Here is a 21,763-nt window from a genome sequence, read left to right on the forward strand (position 1 = left end):
GCGCGAGCGGTGCAGGCCGTTCACTCGACGATGGCGAGTCCGTGATCGGTGTCGTTGAAGCGACGCCCGCCGTCCGCGGTCACGGTCACGATGTCCTCGATGCGGACGCCGAATCGTCCCGCAAAGTAGATCCCGGGTTCGATGGAGAAGCACATCCCCGGCACGGTCGGCCGCACCTCGCCCTCCACCATGTACGGCGGCTCGTGGGTGGTCACGCCGATCCCGTGTCCGGTGCGGTGGATGAACTCGTCGCCGTACCCCGCCTCGGTGATGATGCGGCGGGCGGCGCGGTCGATGTCCTGACAGGCCACACCCGGGCGCACCGCTTCGAACGCGGTCTGTTGGGCGACGCGCACGATCTCATGGACCTCGCTCATCTCCGCCGTGGGTTCGCCCACGCACACGGTGCGGGTCGTGTCGGAGCCGTAGCCGGCCATCAAGCCGCCGAAGTCCAGAACCACCATGTCCCCGGTGAGAATCGTGCGGTCGCCCGCCTCGTGGTGCGGGTTGGCGCCGTTGGGACCCGACCCCACGAGGGTGAAGTCCACCTGTTCATGCCCGAACTCGCGCAGCAGCCGCGCCAGGTCGGCGGCGACATCGGTCTCCTTGCGCCCGGCGAAGCGCACCTTCACGATCTCGCGGAAGGTCGCGTCCGCGGCCGCGCCCGCCGCCTCCAGCCGGGCCAGTTCCGCGGCATCCTTCACCGGCCGCAGCATCGGCAGCCGTTCCGTGATCGACGAGTACCGCACCTTCGGAAGACGTGACTGCAGACCCAGCAGGTGCATCGCCCAGGCAGAGTCGGAGATCGCGAACTCGCCGTCGGCGGTGAGCAACGGGGCGGCCGCGGCGTACGGGTCCGCGCCGTCCCGCCAATCCCTGATCGTCACGGCCCCGGCACCGGCTGCCGACGCGGCATCCGGATGCTCCAGTATCGGCACCAGCAGCTGCGGCTCGGCGTCACAGCGGAGCACGAGCAGGGTGAGCCGCTCGGTGATCGCCGTCGGTTGATACCCGGTGAGCCAGACCAGATCCGGGCCTGGGGTCACGAGCAGTCCATCGAGACCTTCCGCCGCCGCGGCCCGTGCGGCCATGCCCATGCGTGCGCGGTAGTCATCAGACGTGAACGGCGCCGACACTGCTTGCATGGGATCTCCTCACAGCGGACGACGGATGCTGCGACCACGGGTGAACCCGCCGGGACGCAGCATCCGTTCCCGCGACTATCCGGCGAACTCGGGGAGGTCGGCGCAAGAACCCTCATGTGCGTCGAACGGTCCCCATCCTGGACCCGCGTTCGAGGGCGGTCAACAGCATGCGGTGCTCGCGGTCAGACGCCGTCGCCTCTGTTCTCGGCGTCGTTCTGCTCGGCCGCGACCGCTCTGTGGATGTTGCCGTGGATGTGGTCCGCTCCGATGAGGGCGATCACGCCCTCGCGTTCGAGGACGGCGCGCGGGCCCGGCTTCAGCCGCGTCAAGCGGAGTTGGACGCCCGCGTCGCGGACGAGCCTGACGATGTCGGCCATCGAGGCCGCGCCCTGGGAGTCGATGAAGTTGATCCCCCCGCAGTCCAGGACGATCCCCGTCAGTCGCGGGTTCGCCTGGATCACCTCGCGCACGTGGTCCTCCAATGCGTCGGCGGTGGCGAAGAACAGGCCGCCGTCGAACCGGACCACCGACACACTGGGCAGGATCTCGTCGCCCGGATTCGTGTCGATCTCGCGGAAGACCTGCGTGCCCCGTTCGCGACCGAGGGTCGGCATCTGCGGGTGAGTGGCTACGGCGATCAACCAGATCAGCGAGAGTCCGATACCGATGATCACACCGGCGAGCACACCGAAGATCACCGTGGCGAGCAGTGCGACGATCGCGATCCAGAAGTCGACCTTCTTCACCCGGAAGAGCCGCCGCATCTCCGGAAGATTCATCATGCCGCTGACGACGGCCTCGATGATCAGCGCACCGAGGACCGCCTGGGGCAGGTCGGAGAAGAGCGGCGCCAGGAACAGGAGCGTCAGCAGCACCGTGACACCGGAGGTCAGCGATGCCAGCCCGGTCTTCGCCCCCAAGCGGTCGTTCAGCGAGCTCGCCGACAGACTGGTGGAAACCGGCATCCCCTGGAACAGTCCCGAGCCGATGTTGGCGAACGACTGCGCGACGGATTCCTGGTTGATGTCGATCCGATACCGATGCTTGGCCGCGAACGTGCGCGCGTCGCCCGCCGTCTGGGAGAAGCCGATCATGACCAGCGCGACCGCGGCGACGGCGACGGTGCCCGCGTGATCCCACAGCAGCTGACCGTTCGGAATCTGCAGCGCGGGCAGGCCCGCCGGCACGTCCCCGACCACCGCCACCCCCTTGGCCCCGAGATCGAACAGCGCCGACGCGAGGAGTCCACCCACGACGAGCACCAGGGCGCCCGGAACCCGCGGCGCGATCACGCGGAGCCCGAAGACGACGACGAGCGAGATGGCCCCGACGAGCGCCGTCGCCCCGTGCACCGCGTCCAGCGTCCCGAACCACGACCACAGTTCCTGGATCGGGTTCGCGCCCGTGGTCTCGGTGCCGGTGAGCTTGGGGAGCTCCCCGATCACGACGTCGATGGCCGCGCCGAAGAGAAAGCCGGTCACCACCGCTCGCGAGAGGAACTGGGCGATCCAGCCCATCCTGAAGACGGCGAGCAGCAGGAACACGATGCCCGAGGCGAGCGTGATGCCGGCGACGAACGACGCGACGTCCTGTTCGCCGACGATGCCGGCGGCGAGTACGGCACTGGCCGCAACCGCAGCGAGGCCGGAACTCGGACCCATCGAGATCTGCCGGCTCGTGCCGAAGATCGCGTAGAGGATCGCGCCGGCAGCCGCTGCATAGAGGCCGTTCTGCAGCGGCACCCCCGCGATGCCGGCGTATCCCAGGTTCTTCGGGACGATGAGCGCGGCGACCGTGACCCCGGCGATCACGTCGCCGCGCAGCCACACACGTTGATAGGACCGGAGCTGGCCGACGAGCGGAACCCGGGTCGGACGTTCACCACCTGTCGTCGCCATGGGCATGTCTTACCGCAATGTCGAATCGTCCGACAAGCCTGCCGGCGCCGCGGCGCCGCCCAGCGGCACTCACCGATCGGATCGGGAGTCACCCTCCGGCTTCGACTTGTGTCGCGCTCTCAGGGCGGCGAAACCCCACACCAGGCCGAAGAGTACAGATCCGACGCCCCAAGCGGCCTCGCCGGTGGCCCATCCCCACACGCCGAGACCGACGAAACCGGCGGCGAGCACGAGCATGCTGATCCAGCCGACCTGGTTACCGGGCTCGTTCTGCTCACCCATGTGGCTCTCCCCGTTGATCGACGCGCGCCCTGTCTGCTCATCCGACTGTACGACGGCTCCGCCCGCGCCTCGCGAAACGCGGGCCGGGTGGACACCCCCGCCGGGATTACTCGTCCGCGGTCTCGCGGATACCGCGCATCACCAGGCGGGGGTCGGGAGTGCCGATGACCTTGTCATCGCGTCCCTCGTAGTCGAACTGGCGGAGGAAGAATCGCATCGCATTCAGGCGGGCGCGCTTCTTGTCGTTCGAGCGCACGATGATCCATGGGCCGTGCTTCTTGTCGGTGCGGCGGAACATCTCCTCCTTCGCGCGGGTGTAGTCCTCCCAGCGGTCCAGCGACGCCAGGTCCATCGGCGAAAGCTTCCACCGCCTCACCGGGTCGAGCTGGCGGATCGCGAACCGCGTACGCTGCTCGGTGCGCGACACCGAGAACCAGAACTTGGTGACATGGATGCCGGAGTCCACCAGCATCCGTTCGAATTGAGGTGCTTGCACCATGAACTGCTCGTACTCCTCGTCGGTGCAGAACCCCATCACCCGCTCCACACCGGCCCGGTTGTACCAGGACCGGTCGAACATCACGATCTCCCCAGCGGTCGGCAGGTGCTCGATGTAGCGCTGGAAGTACCACTGCCCGAGTTCGCGCTCGGTGGGCTTGCTCAGCGCGACGACACGGGCGGTGCGGGGGTTGAGGTGCTCGGTGAACCGTTTGATGGTGCCGCCCTTGCCCGCAGCATCCCGGCCCTCGAACAGGATGATCGCCCGCCGGCCGTTGTCTTCCAGCCAGTACTGGAACTTGAGCAGTTCGATCTGCAGCCGGTACTTCTCGAACTCGTACGCGTCGCGGTCCAGCAGTTCGCCGTACGGGTACCCCTCCTGCCAGGTGTAGACGGGGTTCCCGTGCGGGTCGATCAGATCCGGATCCGCGGTGTGCCCGTCACGCACCGAATAGCCCTCCTGGCGCAGATGCTCGATGTACTCCCGCAGACCTTCGACCGGCACGCCATCCATCACCGTCGGCTCCTTCCATGGCGGCACGCACACGCCATGGACCGCATTATCCCGGGCGCAGGTGACCGGCGGATACGCCGACCGGTGAGGGCGCCGAGACGAAGCGCGTCAGTCCGCCTCGGCGAGCATGCCCCGCCAGGCGATATCGAAGGCATCCTGGCACCGCTGCCAGACGGCCGGGTCGCTCATCTCCTCGCCGCGGACGACCAACTGGTAGTAGACGACTCCGGCGAGCAGATCGAAGCACGTTGCGGGGTCGAGCTCAGGACGCAGGATGCCGCGCTCGATTCCTGCGGCGATGGCGCGCTCGAGCGGCCCGCGGCGGCGGGACACGTGGGAGGCCCAGTACGCCTTCTGCAGCTCTCGGTCGGCCATGGCGAGCCGGATGCGCTGCCGGAACCGCTCCTCCGAGTAGCCGACGACGCTGATGCTCTGTCCGCCGATGAGCGCTCCCATCACCGCTTCGCGGAGGTCGCCGTCGAGCGGCAGATCGGGTGGCACGGTGCGTCCGACGTCCAGCGCCGCGGCGACGAGAGTGGTCATTGAGGGCCAGCGGCGATAGATCGCGGCGCGGCTGACACCGCTGCGGTGCACCAGCTGCCGCACGGTGACGCTCTCGCCTTCGTCGATGAGCCCGAGCGCACCGGCGAGGATCTGGTCGTCGAGGTCCTCGACGCGCGGTCGACCGGGACCGCGGCGAACCGCGGCCCCGGTCTGCTCTACGGGCGGAGCGATGCTCACGCGGCCACCGCGCGGGCACGCAGCCGCGCCACGATGTCGTCCGTCAGGCCTGCGGCGCGGACCGGGGCGAGGGCGTCGCCGTGCCGCTCGCGGAGCCGGGCGAGCAGGGTGCGCATCGAGATGTCCATGGGCTCAGCATCCGTCGTCAATGCGGTCATCTCGCCGAGGTCGAAACCGAGCCGTTCGAGAAGCACGCCCATGACGGGCTTCATTCGTGCCTGGATGGCGGCCATGTTGGCGTCGGTGCGCGCGTAGTCGGTGACGATTTCGTCGTCGGCGGCGCCGAGGGCGAGCAGCAGCATCGCGGCGAGCACGCCGGTGCGGTCGCGACCGGCGGCGCAGTGGAACGCCGTCGCTCCGGGTGCGAGCGCGATGATCGACAGCGCGGTCGCGAGCTGCGGCGCGGAGGTCTCGACCATGTACGCGTACATCTCGCCCATCGACACGTGGTCGAACGAGATGCGGCCACCCTGCGGCATCCCCGCTCCGATGCTCGCCATGAGCGGCAGGTGGTGGTAGGCGACGGCCTGGTCGGCGAGCGGGCCACGGCCGGTGAGCGCGACCTCGTCGCTGGTGCGCAGGTCGATCACGGCCACCAGGCCACGGTCCACCAGGTCGTGGGCGTCCTGCTCGGTGACGACGGCGAGGTCGTCGGCGCGGAGTGCGATGCCTTCGCGCAGCACTCCGCCGGCCACCGGGATGCCGCCCAGGTCGCGGAGGTTGACGGGAGCGCTGAGCTCCAGGTCGATGAGGGCGGTGGTCATGTGATTCTCCTTCTCATGAATGCGCTGCCCTGGTCGATCGCGGTGACCAGGACGATGATGCAGATGACGATCGCGCACAGGTGCCCGTAGTCGTACATGCGCATCGCGGTGGTGAGCTCGAGGCCGATGCCGCCGGCACCGACGAGCCCGAGGATGGTCGCGCCGCGCACGTTGCCCTCGAAGAGAAGCAGCGTGTACGACACGAGAAGCGGTGCTGCCTGCGGCAGCACGCCGTATTGGACGACCTGTCGCTTCGAGGCGCCGACGGCTTCCATCGCGACGAGCGGTCCGCGGTCGACGGATTCCATCGCCTCGGCGAAGACCTTGCCGATGGAGCCGACCGAGCCGAGCGTCATCGCGAGGATGCCCGCGAACGGCCCGAGCCCGACGGTCGACACGAACATCAGCGCGAACACCAGGTCGGGCACCGACCGGATGATGTTCATCAGCCAGCGGCACGGGTAGTAGACCCATTTCGGAGCGATGTTGGATGCTGCGCCGAAAGCGACCAACAGCGCGAAGACGGCACCGAGCACGGTGCCGACGATCGCCATCTGGAGCGTCTCGATCAGCAGGGCGACGATGGTGCCGAAGTCCGAGAAGTCCGGCGGAAACAGCCGGCCCAGGAACTCGGTCATGTTGACCGCGCCCTCGGCGAGCTTGGCGACGTTGAACTCGGCGCCCTGGAAGGACCAGACCAGCACCGCGAACGCGGCGACCAGGCCGAGCCCGAACCGGGCTCGCGGGATCCGGAAGGCATGCTCGAGGCGGTCCCGCTCCTGCGGGTCCAGCTGCGTTGGCGTCTTCTGCGGGCGCGTCCGCTCAGCCGTGGTGCCCATCGGCGTCCTCCCCGTCGTCGTAGACCACCGCGAGGGCGGTGGCGTCGAGATCGGCGGTGGGTGCCGACACCACGACCTCTCCGTGCTGGAGTCCGACGATGCGATCGCTGTGCGCGAGCGCGAGCGATAGCACGTGCAGGCTGACGAGCACGGGGATGCCGTCCTGGCGGGCGATGTCGCGCAAGAGCGTGAGCACCGAGTCGGCGAGCTTCGGATCGAGCGACGCGACCGGCTCGTCGGCCAGGATCACCCGCGGTCGCTGCATGAGCGCCCGGGCGATCGCGACACGCTGCTGCTGCCCACCGCTGAGCGAGCGGGCCGGCGCGGTGGCCTTATGGGCGATGCCGACCCGGTCCAGCAGCTCAAGCGCGCGGCTGCGCTGCTCCCGCGTGAACCCGCCGACGAGGTTGAACGGCCCTGCGTGGTGCAGGGCACCCGTCAGCACGTTGGTCAGCACGCTGAGCCGGGGGATCAGGTTGAACTGCTGAAACACCTGACCCACCTGCGCGCGCAGAGCCCGCAGCTCGCGCGGTCGCATCGCGGCGACCTCCTGCCCCGCGACCCGGACGCTGCCCCCGGTGATCGGGGCGAACCCGGTGAGGCTGCGCATCAGCGTGGACTTGCCCGACCCGGACGCTCCGAGCAGCGCCACGGTCTCGCCAGGTTCCAGGTCGAGGTCGACCCCGGTCAGCACCGGGGTGCGGTCGTACGCCACCGCGAGGTCGCGCACCGACACCACAGGGATGACGGATGCTGCGACCCCCGCAGCATCCGCCGTCACGGTCAGCGTCATCAGCGCAGATCCTCGAGCTTCACGCCGGCGACCGCGGCGATGTCGACGAAGCCCTGGAACAGCTCGGGCTCGGGGGCGATCACGGTCTCGCGACCGATGAAGCCCTCGCCCAGCGCGCCGAGCGCCTCGGCGTTCTGCTCCGAGAACACCGCCGGCAGTGCCTCCTCGAGGAGCGCGCGGGTCTCGTCGTCCAGTGACTGGCGTGCCAGCACTGTGCCCGCGACCGGCATCGACGGGCTCTCCCCGACGCCGCGCCACTCGCCGTCGGCGAACGGGAAGTACGGCTCACCCATCTGCGTCAGCATGATCGCCGTGCACGCGGCATCCACCTGCCCCTGCTCCAGCGCCGCGAAGCTGCCCTCGTGGCCGCCGGCGAAGATCGCCTCGTAGTCCTCACCCTGCTCGAGGCCCGCCTCGTGGAGCATGTAGACGGGCATGAAGTACCCCGAGCTCGATGCCTGATCGGCGAACGCGACTGTCTCGCCCTCGAGGTCTTCGACCTCCTGGATGGGTGAGTCCTGCAGCACGACGCAGGTCGAGACGGGGGTGTCGTCGCCCTTCCACGCCAGCAGCGCGTCGACCTCTCCCGTGTTGACCGCGAGAGCCGAGGGGAACCCGCTCATGATGCCGATGTCGACGTGGTCGGCGCGGATCGCCTCGACCACGCTCAAGTAGTCGGGCACGTCGGTGACCTCCACGGTGCGACCGGTCTCCTCTTCGAGGAGCGCCGCGAAGGCCTCGATCGGGTTTTCGGCGGAGGGGTCGTCACCGAGCGGGATCGTGGCGATGGTGATCGGGGCGTCGGCGGCGGCATCCGTGTCAGAAGCGGACGCCGCACCGCCGCAGCCAGTGAGGGCGAGGGCGGCGATGCCGAGGAGGGCGAGAGTGGGGAGTGCGACGGCGCGCATGAGGGTGTTCCTTCCGGAGTTCGGGGGGTTTCGAGAACACCGGTATGCAAACTCCGCGAAGTGACCGCGAATTACGAGACCGCTGGACTGCGAATGGAACGGAAGGTGAACAGCTTGTGCGGGCTCGGTTGCGGGTGACGCAGTTCGCCAGATCGCACGTAGAAGGCGCGGCTGCCCATTCGGATAGGCGGCGACCCGCCGAACGGGTGGGTTCAGCCTCGCGCCAGGGACACCAGCTCGGTGCGGGAGGTCGCACCGGCCTTGCGCAGCAGGTTCGACACGTGGAATTTCACCGTGTTCTCGCTGACACCGAGGGTCTGTGCGATGTCGCGGTTGCGGCGTCCGGCGACCACCAGCCGCAGCACATCGCGCTCGCGGGGGCTGGCGTCCACGGCATCCGGCAGATCCTCCGGTTCCGCGGGCGGATCGAGCGGGAGACGGATGCCGATCTCCGACCCCCAGCCGGGCGTCGAGGCGACGGAGAGATGGCCGGCGAGAGCGGCCACCTGCTCGGCCACCGGGCGGAGAGCATCGTCGTGGAGTGTGAGCTCCCCGCGGCCGTCGTCGCGGAGCGCGATGAGCAGGTGCAGCCCGTCGCAGTCCCATTGGATGCGCACGCGGCTCGTCTCGCCGCGGTCGACGATCGCGAGCACCGCGGTGCGCACGATCGCGCGCGCGGCATGCGCGATGTCGCCCGGAAGCGCGCGGCCGTTCGCGGGCGGCTCGACGAACTGCACGTCGAGTTCGCTGTAGCGGACAAGGGGGCGCAGGTCGCCGCGCAGCCGCTCGAAGGCGCCGACGACGGGTTCGAGCGCCGCGCTCTGCTGGTCGGTCTGCACCCGCAGCCCGACGAGGGCACCCGCCGCCACATCGAGGGCCATCGCGCGTGCCGCGCGGTCGTCGAGCCGAGGTGAGCGGAGCGTTGCGAGCAGGGACTCGAGCGTCAGCGCATAGCGATCGCGCTGCTCGGCGAGGGCGCGGGCGTGGTCGGCGGCGGCACGGCGCGCGGCCGCGGCGCGGCTCGGATCGTCGGTCACGAGGACCTATCCTACGACGGTCTCTCCTTTCGGGTAGTAAGGACTGCTCGCGGGGAGGAGCGCGCGCGACCGAGGCGGCGGCGACGCTGGAGGGCATGCCCAGCACCACCGCCACCATCTCGTCCGCCGCGGCGATCTCGCTCGTCGCCAACGAAGCGCTGCGCGCTGCAGAGCGGGCGGCTGTCGCGAGCTCGGAGCAGCTCGACGCCCTCGCGGACCTGCTCCTGTCGGCCGACCGGGTGTTCGTCGGCGCAGCCGGACGCTCCGGCATCGCGCTGCGCATGACGGCGATGCGTCTCATGCACCTCGGTCTCGACGTCCACGTGGTGGGCGACGCCACCACCCCCGCCATCGGCGTCGGTGACGTGCTGCTCACGGCGAGCGGTTCGGGCACCACCGATTCGGTGGTGCGTACGGCGCAGAAGGCGGCCGCCGCAGGCGCGCGCGTCGGCGCGATCACCACCGCCGCGACATCGCCGCTGGGGGACATCGCCGATGTTCTCGTCGTCGTCCCCGCCGCGCAGAAGCTCGACCGCACCGCGGCCTCCTCCGACCAGTACGCCGGCAGCCTGTTCGAGCAGGTCGTCGTACTCCTCGGCGACGGTCTCTTCCATGCGCTGTGGCAGCGCCAGGGCTCGAGCGCCGACGACCTCTGGCCCCGCCACTCGAATCTCGAATGACCTCCGACCCTCGTCGCCGGCCGGCGACAGCATCCACCCCACCACTGATTGGAGCCCCCATGAAGCTGCAGTTCGCGATCGACACCCTGACCACCGAGAAGGCGCTGGAGCTCGCCGCCGCCGCAGCCGCGCACGTCGACATCCTCGAGCTCGGCACCCCGCTGATCAAGAGCGAGGGCCTCGCGGCCGTCACCGCGCTCAAGGAGGCGCACCCCGACAAGGTCATCTTCGCCGACCTCAAGACGATGGATGCCGGTGAGCTCGAGGCCGACATCGCGTTCGGCGCCGGAGCCGACCTGGTGACGGTGCTCGGCTCGGCCGACGACAGCACCATCGCGGGTGCCGTCAAGGCCGCCAAGAAGCACGGCAAGGGCGTCGTCGTCGACCTCATCGGCGTGGCCGACAAGCCCGCCCGCGCCAAGGAGGTCGTCGCGCTCGGCGCCGAGTTCGTCGAGGTGCACGCGGGTCTCGACGAGCAGGCGCAGGAGGGCTACTCGCTCGACTCGCTGCTGCGTGCCGGTGAGGCATCCGGCGTGCCCTTCTCGATCGCGGGCGGCGTCAACGCCTCGACCATCGGTTCGGTGCGCGACGCGGGCGCCCGCATCGCCGTCGTCGGCGGAGCCCTCTACGGTGCCCCCGACGTCACGGCGGCCGCCGCGGAGCTGCGCGCAGCCATCGCCTGACACGTCCCGCACGGCTCGCGGCCCGGGAGCGCCGGAAACGGCATCCCGGGCCGCAGCTCCGGTCGACGACGAGCGTCGGCGAGCGTACTGTGGCGCTCATCGGGTCGTCGGGAGGGATCGTGAAGAAGCGGCGCACTCAGCGCGCGATCACCGCGGACGAGCAGATCGCGCGGTATGCGTACGTCCTCGGAAATGTGCCGGCGAGCGTGGCCGACAAGGCGTACGCCGCCGCCTTGTCCCGACTCTCGCAAGCGCAACGTGAGGCGATCGTCGGCCAGCTCAACGCGGAGCTGCCCGACGCCTCGAAGGTCGCAGCGTCCGTCGATCCCGGTGCGTTCGCGCTGCGCATGCGCGATCTGCTGGTGCGCAACGCGCTGGTGCGCATCCCTGACGCTGCTGTCGTGGCCGCCGCGTTCGTCGCGAGCCCGCCGGTCGCGGCGTACTTCACGACCGGAGCGGGCTCGGTGACGATGGACCAGCAGCCACCGTGGATCCACCAACTGGCCGGGCATGAGACCGCCCCCGTCGACGGAGGAAGGACGCACCACCGCCCCGGCGTGCCCGGCTTCCTGGGCTTGGATCACGACAACGCGGGCGACTCCCGCGAGTGGTGAGTGCACCGGTACGGGGCGACCTGTCGCGACGCTGATCCGCGGGTGACGGGAACGAACGACGACTTCTGTGAGGCGGTGCTGGATCACTGGGGCGTCTGAGCGGTGACCTCGCGGGCGGTGTCGGCGGGCGGGTTCTGCGCTCGGCTCATCAGCACGAAGGGAACGGCGATCGCGGTGATCACGCCGCTCCAGACGAAGGAGGCTCCGTAGCCGCCGACATCCGCCACGCGGCCCAGCACGGGCTGGATGACGACGCCGCCGCCCGAACCCATGAGCGAATCGAAGGAGAGCACCGTCGCACGCTGCTTCGACGGGATCATGTCGTTGAGGTAGGCGCGATGCACGGGGTCGTCGATGGCCGAGGCGATGCCCCAGAGCGCGACGAGCACCACGGCGACCCAGAAGTTGCGCACCAGCCCGACTCCGACCAGCACGAGCGCACTGGTGACCGCCGCCAGCAGGATCGTTGAGGTGCGCCGGCGGAAGAGCCTGCGCACCCATGGCGCGATCGCACCACCGAGGATCGCGGTGCCCGACACCAGGGCGGCCGCGAGTCCGGCGACCGTGTACGCCTCCTCGTCGCCCCACAGCTCCAGCAGGTACGGCTGCAGTGCATAGAACACGTAGATCCCGACGCCCGCCGTGAATGGGCTCGCGAGCATCAGCCAGCGCACGGGCGGATCGCCGAGGCCGTAGCGGATCGAGGCGCGCAACACGGTGCGCGTCGCGCGCAACGGGCTCTCGCCGCGATCGGGCGTGAAACCCAGGTCCCGCATCAGCAACGCGGCGACGACGAACATCAGCACCAGGATGGCGCCTCGAATCAGGAACGGCATACCGAGGTTCGTCAGCTGCGCGACGACGCCGCCGAGCACCGATCCCGACAGCATCGCGACCCCGCCCACGATCTGCGCCCGGCCGAAGACCGTCTCGAGACTGCCTTGATAGGCGGTCGCCTTCAGCGCATCGACCAGCCACGCGTCGACCGCTCCGGAGAAGAACGTGAAGCCGAGACCGAGCAGCACCGAGACGACCGCCCACGCCCAGAACGGCGATTGCCAGATCCACAGCATCCAGTACATGACGGTCGTCACCGCCAGCGTGACCGTGCCCAGAAGGTACGACGCCCGGCGCCCTACGGTGTCGGCCACGACTCCCGTCGGGATCTCGAAGATCAGCATCCCGGCGCTGAAGAAGGCGTTCGCCGCGAACGCCTCGAGGTTGGACAGACCGGCGTCGAGCAGGAACAGCGTGTTGACGCCCCAGATGAGCGACGCGGCGAGCGTGTTGCCGAGCATGAGCGTGTAATACGTGCCCTGGACCCTGCGCGGCGTAGGCAGGGTGGGCGCGGTACGGGTCCTGGAGATGGCGGCACCGCCTCTTTCCACCGAAATCGGACGACACCGCGACCGTATCCCTCACGGGCTCCGTCGGCTACCCCGATTTCGGCATCCGCCGCTGCGCATGCTAGTGTTGTGAGTTGCCTACGGGCAACCGCGCGTTCACCTCTCTGCCTCATCGTGGAGACGCAGATCTGAACGCCTCCATCCTTCCCGCGGCTTCTGCACGCCGCCGCCGCGAATTGCTTCCCACGCATCGCGCCAACCAACGAAACACACCATCATGCACTCCCATCTCCAGGCGCTCGCCTGGCGTCAGGCCGACGACGACGTCCATGTCGCGACGCGCTCCGACGAATACGCTGGCTTCATCGACACGACACTGCACGGTTTCCGCGCGCACGGACCCCGTGGCGAAGACCTCGGGCTCCACGCGACGCCGGCAGACGCGCGCGCGGCGGTCGCAGCATCCGTTCCTTCACCGTTGTCGATGCCGACACCGGTCCCCGTACGTCCGCACCGCATTCGTCGGCGCGGCACCCCCGGTCGCTCCGGCGGCCCGAAGAATAGGAAAGACACGATGGCCACTGGCACCGTGAAATGGTTCAACTCCGAGAAGGGCTTTGGCTTCATCGCACCCGATGACGGCTCGGCCGATCTCTTCGCACACTTCAGCGCGATCGCAGGCAGCGGTTTCAAGGAGCTTCGCGAAGACCAGAAGGTGGAGTTCGACGCCGAGCAGGGCCCCAAGGGCATGCAGGCGGCGAACATCCGTCCGCTCTGACGCTCCCGCGTACACGGCGCCCGTCCCGGCTTCGGCCTGGGCGGGCGCTGTCGTTCACCTGGGCATCACCGATGAATCAGGGAGTATTCCCTCGCGCTCATGTGGATGCACGTAGCCTGAGGTCAGCGATGGGCAACCGCCTCTGGCTTCCAACGGCCGAACGGTCCCCATCGGAACTGGTGCATCATCTCCTCCACCGCTCTCGAGTCTCGGCTCGGTCCCATCCGTCAGACGTACGCCGGCACCGCCGACTTCCCCCACATGACCCGCGCCTACACCGAGGTGTCGCAGGTCGTCCGCGAGACCGGTCTGCTCCGCCGCGCCGAGTGGTTCTACGCCCTCGTCGGGGTCGGTCTTCTCCTGGGCTTCGGCGGCGTCATCACCGGCTTCGTCCTGCTCGGCCAGACCTGGTACCAGCTCTTGATGGCCGGCGCCCTCGGCATCCTGTTCACGCAGGTCGCCTTCCTCGCCCACGAGGCGGCCCACAAGCAGATCCTCGCCTCGGGACCGGCGAACGACCGGCTCGCGCGCTTCCTCGCCGCCGGAATCGTAGGCATCAGCCTCTCCTGGTGGAACAACAAGCACAACCGCCACCACGCGAACCCCAACCGTGTGGGCAAGGACCCCGACATCGAGATCGACACGATCTCATTTCTCGAGACGGATGCTGCGTCCGCAGGCCGTCTGCGCGCTCTGGTGACGCGCAAGCAGGGGTGGCTGTTCTTCCCGCTGCTCACACTCGAAGGACTGAACCTGCACGCGCACGCGTTCCGGCATCTGTTCTCGCGCCAGGACGTCAAGGATCGCTGGATCGAGCTCGCGCTCATCGCCGCGCGCTTCGCGGTGATCTGGACGCCGGTCTTCCTCTTCCTTCCGCTGGGCATGGCGTTCGCGTTCCTCGGCGTGCAGCTGGCGGTGTTCGGCGTGTACATGGGCGCCTCGTTCGCGCCCAACCACAAGGGAATGGCGATCATCGCCAAGGACGCGAAGCTCGACTTCTTCACCAAGCAGGTGCGCACCTCCCGCAACATCAGCGGCGGCTGGTGGGCGACCATGCTCATGGGAGGGCTCAACTACCAGATCGAGCACCACCTGTTCCCCAACATGCCCCGCCCGCACCTGGCACGCGCCCGCGAGATCGTGATGGACCAGTGCCGCCACCTCGACGTGCCGTACACCGAGACGACGCTGTGGCGTTCCTACGGCATCGTCATCGCCTACCTGAACCGCGTCGGCCTGGCCGCGCGCGACCCGTTCGACTGCCCGATGGTCGGGACCTACCGCCCGGTTTGACGCAGGCGCTCCGCCTGGCGCAACAGGTGCTGCTGTTCGAGCGTGCTGGTCGCGCGACGCGCGGCCTGCGCGTATTCGGCAGCGGCAGCATCCGTTTCTCCCGCCCGCTCATGGAGGTACGCCAGCGCGGCGTGGTACCGCGGCACATCTTCGTCCACGGCGTCCAGGGCGGCGAGGCCCGCGCGCGGACCGTCGGCCTCCCCGATCGCGACCGCGCGGTTCAGCCGGATGACGGGTGAATCCCCGAAGACCAGCAGCTCGTCGTACCACTCGACGATCTGCACCCAGTCGGTGTCGGCGGCCCTCTGCGCATCCGCGTGCAGCGCCGCGATCGCGGCCTGCGCCTGGTATTGGCCCAGCCGGTCGCACGCGAGGGCTGACTGCAGGATGGCGACTCCTTCGGTGATCGCGTCCACGTCCCACAGGGCGCGATCCTGCTCGGCGAGCGGAATGAGCCGCCCGCCGACCACCCGGGCCGGTTGCCGCGCATGGTGAAGAAGCATGAGTGCGAGCAGTCCGCTCACCTCGGGCTCGTGGGTGAGCGCTGCGAGCTGCCGTGTCACGCGGATCGCCTCGGCGGCGATGTCGATCTCGCCGGAGTAGCCCTCGTTGAACAGGAGATAGAGCACACGCATCACACGCGACAGGTCGCCCGGCTGATCGAGCGGGATACCGGCGAGCCGCTGCTTCGCGCGACTGATGCGCTGCGCCATCGTCGCCTCCGGCGCGAGGAACGCAACCGCGATCTGCCGCGTGGTCAAGCCCGCGACCGCCCGCAGGGTGAGCGCGATCGCCGAGGTCGGAGTGAGGACCGGGTGCGTGCAGAGGAAGTAGAGCCCGAGCGTGTCGTCCTGCTGCGGCACCGGCCCGGGTTCGGGCTCCTGGGCGAGCCGCTCCTCGCGGGCGCTGCGCGCCGTATCGCTGCGTACCTGATCGAGGAACGCGCGCCACGAGACGGTGACGAGCCACGCACGGATGTCGCGCACTCCGTCGAGGACCGGTCGCTCGGATGCGCGTACGAGCGCGGTCTGCACGGCATCCTCGGCCGACGCGAAATCCGCGCCGCGCCGGACGAGGATGCCGACGACCTCAGGGATCGCGCGGCGCAGTGCCGTCGCGTCCTCCGGATTCATCACACGTCGGCCGGCGGTGCGCTCATCACCTCACGCAGCTCCAGCCACTCGCCGAGAGGAGTGCCGCCGGCCCAGGGAGCAGCCGACAGCTCGGAGGCGAGGTCGAGCGCGCGCTGATAGGAGTCGACCTCGATCATCATCCAGCCCGCGATGAGGTCCTTCGTCTCGGCGAACGGACCGTCGACGACGGGCGGTCGCCCCTCGCCGTCGAATCGGACCCACGCGCCCTCCATCGAGAGCCCCTCCGAGGAGACCAGCTCGCCCGATGCGATGAGCCGCTCCTCCATGTCCTGCATGTACTTCACGTGCGCGGCCCACTCGTCCGGCGTGAGCTGGTCCATCGGGACGGAGTTCACGGAGGTGCGTCCGCCCCGGTAGTGCTTGAGCATCAGGTACTTGGCCATGAGAGCCTCCCGTTCGGTGCGGCCCATTCTGCCGCGTCACAGAGGAGACGGAACCGAGCCCGCGATCTCTACATCGGTCGCCGAAAATGCTTGGAAGGATCGCTGCCGGCGCGGCAGACTGCTGGCGAGCTCGACCCGCCATGAGCGGGTCCGGCCTCGCGAGACCGACGGACAGGAAGGCGTGGCGTCATGGGGAAACTGGTCTACGGCATGAACCTGAGCCTGGACGGCTATGTCTCTGCGGCCGGCGACGATCTCGGATGGAGCGAGCCGAGCGACGAGCTGTTCCAGTTCTGGCTCGACGAGGAGCTTGCGATCGATCAGTTCCTCTACGGGCGCCGGCTGTGGGAGACCATGAGCTCGTATTGGCCGACCGGGGATCAGCAGCCCGACGCGACCCCCGCGCAGATCGCGTTCGCACAGAACTGGCGGGATACGCCCAAGGTCGTGTTCTCGTCGACGATCGACACGGTCGACTGGAACACTCGTGTGTTCAGCGGCGACGCGGTCGCAGAGATCGCCCGCGTGAGGGCGCAGGACGGTGGGCGGCTGAGGGTCGGTGGTGCAGCGCTGGGCGGCGCGGCGATGCGGGCCGGACTGGTCGACGAGTACGAGATCGTCACGCACCCCGTGGTGGTGGGCGGTGGCGCACCGTTCTTCGCTGCGGTGGACAACCGGGTGAACCTGAACCTCACCGAAGTGCGAAAGTTTCCCGGCGGCGTCGTCCTGACCCGGTACGAGACGAGGCGCTGAGCTCGGTCTGCGGGAAACGCCCCGGCAGGTTCCGTCGCGGCCGGTTTCGGTGCATCGGGGTCAGCCGAACGCAACTCGGGTGTCCAACGATGACGCTCGGTGACCGGGTTTGACGACCCGATGTATGTCGGGGGCTTCGGCGCTTCTACGCTCACCGATGGGCCCCGATAGGGTCCGCGCCCGGTAGCTCGATCGTCGCCGGGATCGTGCGGGTCAGTGCGTCCCGCGCGCACCTTCACCATTGAGCAACACCCGACCTGAGGAGGCGACACCGTGAACAAGATCCGCACTGCGACAGCACTCACAACCCTGGGACTCGTGGCAGCGATGATGGCCGGGTGCGCCTCCGCTGCGGCGGAGCCGGGCGAGTCTTCTGCCGGGGCCGACGCCGGCCCCTCGGTTGACGAGCTCCGCCTCGGCTATTTCGCGAACGTGACCCACGCGCCCGCGCTGGTGGGGCTCGAGGAGGGCCTGTTCGCCGACGCGCTGGGCGACGTCGAGGTCACCACCCAGGTCTTCAACGCCGGTCCGGCCGCGATCGAGGCGCTGTCTGCCGGCGCGATCGACGCGACCTACATCGGCCCGAACCCGTCGATCAACACCTTCATCCAGTCCGGCGGGGAGTCCGCCCGCATCGTGGCCGGGGCTGCGACCGGTGGCGCGGCGCTCGTCGTGCGCGACGGCATCGACGACCCGGCCGACCTGGAGGGCACCACGATCGCGACGCCGCAGCTGGGCAACACCCAGGACGTCGCGGCCCGGGTGTGGCTGGCCGATGAGGGCTTTGAGACCGACGCCTCCGGCGGCGGCGACGTGCAGATCACCCCGACCGAGAACGCGCAGACGCTGACGCTGTTCCAGGACGGGCAGCTGGACGGCGCCTGGCTGCCCGAACCGTGGGTGTCCCGGCTGATCGTCGACGCCGGCGCGCACGTGCTGCAGGACGAGGCCGACCTGTGGGAGGACGGGCAGTTCCCCACCACGGTGCTGCTGGTGCGCACCGAGTTCCTCGACGAGCACCCGGATGTGGTCGCCGACCTGCTGACCGGCCACGAAGCCGCGGTGCAGTGGATCGCCGACAATCCGGATGAGGCGCCGACGGTGATCAACGGCGCGATCGAGAAGGAGACCGGCAAGCCGCTCGCCGACGCGGTCATCACCCGGGCGCTGGAGCACGTGAGCTTCTCCGTCGACCCGCACGCCGACACGTTCCAGACCCTGGTCGAGAACGGCATCGAAGCCGGCACCCAGAAGGACGGCTCGATCGAGGGCCTGTTCGACCTGCGCCTGCTGAACGAGCAGCTCGAAGCCGCCGGAGAAGAACCCGTCTCCGCCGCCGGACTCGGCGAGGACTGAAATGACCGACCCACCCCGCTCCGGGGTGGTGTGAGCGCACGACCTGCAACAGAAGCGAGAGGGACGGCACGCAAGCCGCCCCTCTCGCTTCTGGGCGTTGCGGGCTTCGCAAACCTTGTCAGTTCACCGTCATCACGGAGTGCCCGTGCGGGCCCGGATGCCGAAGTCGACCTCGTCGCCTACTGCGAACGGCCTACCGCAGCAGGCCCACTCCCAGTCGTTCAGTCACACCCGCGTCATGCCGACCCACGCTACAGATTCCCGAGGCGTCAGGCGGCAGCATCCGTCTCCGCCTCCGCCGAGTCGGCTCGTTCGGCCGCAGCGAGCGTGCGCGTGAACAGCAGCAGCCAGCCGACCACGAGTCCGGCGCAGACCATCTCGTGGGTGGCGAGGGTGTAGTACCCGATCCAGAACAGGCTCGCCGAGAAGAAGATGCCTGCCGCCACCGCGAAGGCGAGCGCGATGATCGGCCACCGCAGGCACGGCAGCACCCAGCGCAGGCCGAGGAGGAGACCGCCGAAGACGATCGCCATTCCGATGGCGAAGATGTTGTGACCCACTTGGCTGAACGTGACGGGCACGAGTGCAGCGCCGATGAAGCACGCGGCGAGCGCGAGGAACACGAAGTAGACGATGAGCGCCCTCGTGCGGGTGACCCGCGACTCGGTGCGCGCCCACGCCTGCAGGCTGGTCAGCAGGTACATCGCGAGCAGCGCTGTCACCCCGCCCGCCAGGATCAAGGTGGCGTTGAAGACCGCGGACGTCATGTCGCCCCGGCCGCCGAGTTCGCTGAAGTTGAGCCGGTACCACTCGTCGTCCTGCGTCGTCGCCACACTCACGGTGAACCCGGTGGCTACGACGGCGAACAGCAGCAGCACGAGCCGCGTGGCGGTGACATGCGCGGCGAGGGCGAACGACATGTATCCGCAGCCACCGGCCACGAGGGCGACGATCATGGTCGCTGTCAGCGTGTCGACAGCGGCGCCCGGCCAGATCAGCGACGCGGCGTGGAACAGCATCCACTGCACCATCGCGAACACCGCCGCGAGGGAGATCGCCAGCGCTGCGGTCATCCACCGTCGCCGCGAGTGCCTGACGCCCTTCAGCCACGCTTGCCGCGGATCGCGGGCGGCGAGCCGGTAGCTGACAGACGCCGCGGCGAGGGTGACGGATGCTGCGATCACGATGCCGGCCGCGCCGACCGACGCCCCCTCCCACACCGGTGCCGCACGGCCCCAGAACCCGAGTGCTCCGCCGGCGAGCCCGACGGTGAACGCGAGCGCGGCGACCACGATCGCCCGTGCTTCGGTGCGCACGGCGAAGCGTCGCGCTTCGATCACCCCGTCGCGGTGCAGCTGTCTTTCGACCCGCACCGCGGCAGCCTCGAGGCGTGCTCCTTGCGACCACGCACCGCGTGTCATGGCTTGATTGTGCACCCATCGGGGCCCCCGCGGGGGGGGTACGTTGAGGCTGTGGACGGATGGCCCTCCGCACCGGACTCCGACCCCGAGTCGCCCGAGCTCACGGAAAGAAGCTCGCGCCCGTCAGACATCGAACGCGAGCTCGACGCGCTGCGCGCACGGGCCTACGGGCCGGAAGCCGACATCGACGCGGATCCGTCGGCGATGGCGCGGCTGGTCGAGCTCGAGGCGGCCCACCGTGCCGCGACGGCCGCGCGAGCCGCCGCACCGGTCGCCGTCGCCACGGCCGTCACCGCGACAGCACCCGGGGAGGAGCCGACGGCCCCCTCATCGCGGGACGGCGGCTCCCGCGGAGTCAGAGGCCGCCGGACGTGGGCGGTCGTCGCGGTGATCTGCCTTTTCGCGATCGTCGCTGCCACCGTCTGGAACCTCGTGCTGCGCCCCGACGCGACGCTGCGACAGATCGACGCCGACGGCGGCAGCGACGTCATCCGCGTGCTGAGCGCACAGGGGAGGGGGCCCGACGCGTCCACGCTCCGCCAGTTCGAGCCGTACCACGACGTGGGCGTGTGGTCGGTCGAGAACGCTGCGGGGAAGGTCTGCTTCGTCGTCTGGGACCGCTTGGCGAGCGGGCGGTTCTCGATCAAATGCGCCCCACCCGGCCGCGAGGTGGCGCTGTCGCTGACCGTGGAGTCCGAGGGGGTCGACGACTTCGCCCCGTGGCTCCCCGATGGCAGCATCGTCGACTTCCATCTCCGCGACGACACGGTCGACGTCTTCGTGCGACCTCCCGCCGACTGAGCGCCGTCAGCCGCGCTCGGCGATCGACTGCACCTGCCAGTCGTGGATGTCGACGAGCCAGTCCAGCGGGGCGGAGGGGCCGACGCGCGGGTCGTCAGACGCGCGGCCGTCGCGGAGAGCCTCGACGTACGCGCGGTCCTGGGCGAGCCGAAGGCGTAAGGCGTCGGCGCCGCCGACCAAGCCGTGGCCGGGGATGACTGCGGTCACGCCGTCGGCCACGCTCTCGAAGAGGTGGAGCGCGGCGAGGTAGTCGCCGATCGGGTCGTCGGCCTGGAGGTTGAGGAACGGCATCAGGATGTCGGAGAGCATGTCGCCGGCGACGAGGACTCCGCTCGATTCGACCAGCAGTGCGGCGTGTCCGGGGGCGTGCGCGCGGTGCTCGAGGACCCGTACGGCGGGCCCGTCCCAGGGGAGGTGCGTGGTCCCCTCCGGCAGACCTTCGATCAGGCCGAGCAGCTCCATCGGGATCTCGTCGGCGTACTCGGGCGGAAGCCCCTCGGCGACCTGCTCCTTCCAGTCCGCCATAGACAGCAGTTCGCGGACGGATGCTGCGCCCCGGGCAGTGCCGTAGCGCGGCGCGGCGCCGAGGTCGGGGTGCCAGAGCACGTGGTCCCAGTCGGGGTGGGTCGAGAAGGCAGCGACGATCGGGCGGCCGAGCTCGCGAATGTCGTTCGCGAGGTCTGCCATCTCGGCGCGCGTGATGCCGGGGTCGACGAGGAGCACCCCGTCGCGCCCCTGCACCACCGTGGCCTGGGTCTGGATGAACTCGCTCTCGTGGGTGAGTACGTCGTCGGCGACGTGGTTCAGCATCGGATACCTCCGCGGTGGTGTGCGATCGCTCGAGGAAGACGCTAGTCGCGGGCCGGAGCCGTCATCCAGCCCGCGGCCCGCGGCGTGAGACGATGCACGAGATGGATGCCGTGACCCTCGACGAGCTGCGCACGCTGCGCGCCCGTGCCCATGGCCCCTCCGCCGACATCGACCAGGACCCCGCGGCGCTGCAGTTCGTCTTCGACGGCAGCCGCATCGGCGTCTTCCTCGCCGCCGGCGACTCGTGATGGTTGCGGATGCCGCGGCCCCGC

At 69.5% G+C, this 21,763-nt stretch carries 25 protein-coding genes; 9 read left to right on the plus strand and 16 right to left on the minus strand.

Annotation, left to right across the window (positions count from 1 at the left end):
- Positions 1–20: 20 nt before the first annotated feature.
- From ACEYYH_RS01230 to ACEYYH_RS01275, 10 genes are all read right to left on the minus strand, one after another.
- Complete coding sequence (locus tag ACEYYH_RS01230; RefSeq protein WP_374976490.1) at positions 21–1,145, minus strand: M24 family metallopeptidase; 1,125 nt, start codon at positions 1,143–1,145, stop codon at positions 21–23.
- A gap of 182 nt (positions 1,146–1,327) precedes the next feature.
- On the minus strand, positions 1,328–3,043 hold the full coding sequence (locus ACEYYH_RS01235; protein WP_374976491.1) for a SulP family inorganic anion transporter: 1,716 nt from the start codon (positions 3,041–3,043) through the stop codon (positions 1,328–1,330).
- Between the two features lie 69 nt (positions 3,044–3,112).
- Positions 3,113–3,325 carry a hypothetical protein gene (locus ACEYYH_RS01240; RefSeq protein ID WP_374976492.1) on the minus strand — a complete coding sequence of 71 codons (213 nt, stop codon included), beginning with the start codon at positions 3,323–3,325 and terminating at the stop codon, positions 3,113–3,115.
- A 106-nt stretch (positions 3,326–3,431) separates the two neighbouring features.
- Positions 3,432–4,337 (minus strand): polyphosphate kinase 2, encoded by a 906-nt coding sequence (gene ppk2 / locus ACEYYH_RS01245; RefSeq protein ID WP_374978284.1) that lies wholly within the window; start codon positions 4,335–4,337, stop codon positions 3,432–3,434.
- 108 nt (positions 4,338–4,445) lie between these two features.
- Complete coding sequence (locus ACEYYH_RS01250) at positions 4,446–5,078, minus strand: TetR/AcrR family transcriptional regulator (protein ID WP_374976493.1); 633 nt, start codon at positions 5,076–5,078, stop codon at positions 4,446–4,448.
- Entirely contained in the window at positions 5,075–5,842 is a 768-nt protein-coding gene (locus ACEYYH_RS01255) for a tyrosine-protein phosphatase (RefSeq protein WP_374976494.1), read from the minus strand. The genes ACEYYH_RS01250 and ACEYYH_RS01255 overlap by 4 nt, the downstream gene beginning before the upstream one ends.
- Complete coding sequence (gene phnE, locus ACEYYH_RS01260) at positions 5,839–6,681, minus strand: phosphonate ABC transporter, permease protein PhnE (RefSeq protein WP_374976495.1); 843 nt, start codon at positions 6,679–6,681, stop codon at positions 5,839–5,841. The genes ACEYYH_RS01255 and phnE overlap by 4 nt, the downstream gene beginning before the upstream one ends.
- Positions 6,665–7,474, minus strand: coding sequence for a phosphonate ABC transporter ATP-binding protein (gene phnC, locus ACEYYH_RS01265; protein ID WP_374976496.1), 810 nt, complete (start codon positions 7,472–7,474; stop codon positions 6,665–6,667). The genes phnE and phnC overlap by 17 nt, the downstream gene beginning before the upstream one ends.
- Positions 7,474–8,382 (minus strand): phosphate/phosphite/phosphonate ABC transporter substrate-binding protein, encoded by a 909-nt coding sequence (gene phnD / locus ACEYYH_RS01270; RefSeq protein ID WP_374976497.1) that lies wholly within the window; start codon positions 8,380–8,382, stop codon positions 7,474–7,476. The genes phnC and phnD overlap by 1 nt, the downstream gene beginning before the upstream one ends.
- A 212-nt stretch (positions 8,383–8,594) precedes the next feature.
- Entirely contained in the window at positions 8,595–9,419 is an 825-nt protein-coding gene (locus ACEYYH_RS01275) for a LuxR C-terminal-related transcriptional regulator (protein ID WP_374976498.1), read from the minus strand.
- 95 nt (positions 9,420–9,514) lie between these two features.
- On the opposite strand from ACEYYH_RS01275, the gene hxlB reads away from it, so the two are divergent.
- The 3 genes from hxlB to ACEYYH_RS01290 all read left to right on the plus strand — a co-directional run bounded on the left by hxlB (position 9,515) and on the right by ACEYYH_RS01290 (position 11,396).
- On the plus strand, positions 9,515–10,099 hold the full coding sequence (hxlB, locus tag ACEYYH_RS01280; protein WP_374976499.1) for a 6-phospho-3-hexuloisomerase: 585 nt from the start codon (positions 9,515–9,517) through the stop codon (positions 10,097–10,099).
- A gap of 59 nt (positions 10,100–10,158) precedes the next feature.
- A complete protein-coding gene (gene hxlA, locus ACEYYH_RS01285) occupies positions 10,159–10,782 on the plus strand; it encodes a 3-hexulose-6-phosphate synthase (RefSeq protein ID WP_374976500.1) in 624 nt (207 codons plus the stop codon).
- 119 nt (positions 10,783–10,901) lie between these two features.
- On the plus strand, positions 10,902–11,396 hold the full coding sequence (locus tag ACEYYH_RS01290) for a hypothetical protein (RefSeq protein WP_374976501.1): 495 nt from the start codon (positions 10,902–10,904) through the stop codon (positions 11,394–11,396).
- An 83-nt stretch (positions 11,397–11,479) separates the two neighbouring features.
- Here ACEYYH_RS01290 and ACEYYH_RS01295 read toward each other — a convergent pair whose 3' ends face one another.
- A complete protein-coding gene (locus ACEYYH_RS01295) occupies positions 11,480–12,694 on the minus strand; it encodes an MFS transporter (protein ID WP_374976502.1) in 1,215 nt (404 codons plus the stop codon).
- 622 nt (positions 12,695–13,316) lie between these two features.
- On the opposite strand from ACEYYH_RS01295, the gene ACEYYH_RS01300 reads away from it, so the two are divergent.
- Positions 13,317–13,520 carry a cold-shock protein gene (locus ACEYYH_RS01300; RefSeq protein ID WP_045296627.1) on the plus strand — a complete coding sequence of 68 codons (204 nt, stop codon included), beginning with the start codon at positions 13,317–13,319 and terminating at the stop codon, positions 13,518–13,520.
- A gap of 186 nt (positions 13,521–13,706) precedes the next feature.
- Positions 13,707–14,813, plus strand: coding sequence for a fatty acid desaturase family protein (locus tag ACEYYH_RS01305; protein WP_374978285.1), 1,107 nt, complete (start codon positions 13,707–13,709; stop codon positions 14,811–14,813).
- Here ACEYYH_RS01305 and ACEYYH_RS01310 read toward each other — a convergent pair.
- Together ACEYYH_RS01310 and ACEYYH_RS01315 are read right to left on the minus strand one after the other, a co-directional pair.
- The gene (locus tag ACEYYH_RS01310; protein WP_374976503.1) at positions 14,798–15,946 is read right to left on the minus strand and encodes an RNA polymerase sigma factor; all 1,149 of its coding nucleotides are present in this window, start codon (positions 15,944–15,946) and stop codon (positions 14,798–14,800) included. The two genes, ACEYYH_RS01305 and ACEYYH_RS01310, sit on opposite strands and share 16 nt — an antisense overlap.
- Entirely contained in the window at positions 15,946–16,350 is a 405-nt protein-coding gene (locus ACEYYH_RS01315) for a YciI family protein (RefSeq protein ID WP_116194884.1), read from the minus strand. Before ACEYYH_RS01315 ends, ACEYYH_RS01310 begins: the two co-directional genes overlap by 1 nt.
- A gap of 189 nt (positions 16,351–16,539) precedes the next feature.
- On the opposite strand from ACEYYH_RS01315, the gene ACEYYH_RS01320 reads away from it, so the two are divergent.
- Positions 16,540–17,103, plus strand: a complete 564-nt coding sequence (locus ACEYYH_RS01320) for a dihydrofolate reductase family protein (RefSeq protein ID WP_374976504.1) — start codon at positions 16,540–16,542, stop codon at positions 17,101–17,103.
- A gap of 273 nt (positions 17,104–17,376) precedes the next feature.
- Positions 17,377–18,459, plus strand: a complete 1,083-nt coding sequence (locus ACEYYH_RS01325; RefSeq protein WP_374976505.1) for an ABC transporter substrate-binding protein — start codon at positions 17,377–17,379, stop codon at positions 18,457–18,459.
- Between the two features lie 132 nt (positions 18,460–18,591).
- On the opposite strand, the gene ACEYYH_RS01330 is transcribed toward ACEYYH_RS01325, so the two are convergent.
- Together ACEYYH_RS01330 and ACEYYH_RS01335 are read right to left on the minus strand one after the other, a co-directional pair.
- Positions 18,592–18,684, minus strand: coding sequence for a DUF6578 domain-containing protein (locus tag ACEYYH_RS01330; protein WP_374978286.1), 93 nt, complete (start codon positions 18,682–18,684; stop codon positions 18,592–18,594).
- Positions 18,685–18,728: 44 nt separating this feature from the next.
- Positions 18,729–19,880: a hypothetical protein gene (locus tag ACEYYH_RS01335; protein ID WP_374976506.1), complete on the minus strand. Its 1,152-nt coding sequence runs from the start codon at positions 19,878–19,880 to the stop codon at positions 18,729–18,731.
- 51 nt (positions 19,881–19,931) lie between these two features.
- Here ACEYYH_RS01335 and ACEYYH_RS01340 point away from each other — a divergent pair, with 51 nt between their 5' ends.
- On the plus strand, positions 19,932–20,681 hold the full coding sequence (locus ACEYYH_RS01340) for a hypothetical protein (RefSeq protein WP_374976507.1): 750 nt from the start codon (positions 19,932–19,934) through the stop codon (positions 20,679–20,681).
- Between the two features lie 6 nt (positions 20,682–20,687).
- Here the strand turns inward: ACEYYH_RS01340 and ACEYYH_RS01345 are convergent, their stop codons facing one another.
- Complete coding sequence (locus tag ACEYYH_RS01345) at positions 20,688–21,491, minus strand: MBL fold metallo-hydrolase (RefSeq protein ID WP_374976508.1); 804 nt, start codon at positions 21,489–21,491, stop codon at positions 20,688–20,690.
- Positions 21,492–21,592: 101 nt separating this feature from the next.
- Here ACEYYH_RS01345 and ACEYYH_RS01350 point away from each other — a divergent pair, with 101 nt between their 5' ends.
- The gene (locus ACEYYH_RS01350; RefSeq protein WP_374976509.1) at positions 21,593–21,739 is read left to right on the plus strand and encodes a hypothetical protein; all 147 of its coding nucleotides are present in this window, start codon (positions 21,593–21,595) and stop codon (positions 21,737–21,739) included.
- Positions 21,740–21,763 lie beyond the last annotated feature (24 nt).

This window comes from Microbacterium trichothecenolyticum (assembly GCF_041938625.1).
In the GTDB taxonomy this organism is placed as follows: domain Bacteria; phylum Actinomycetota; class Actinomycetes; order Actinomycetales; family Microbacteriaceae; genus Microbacterium; species Microbacterium trichothecenolyticum_D.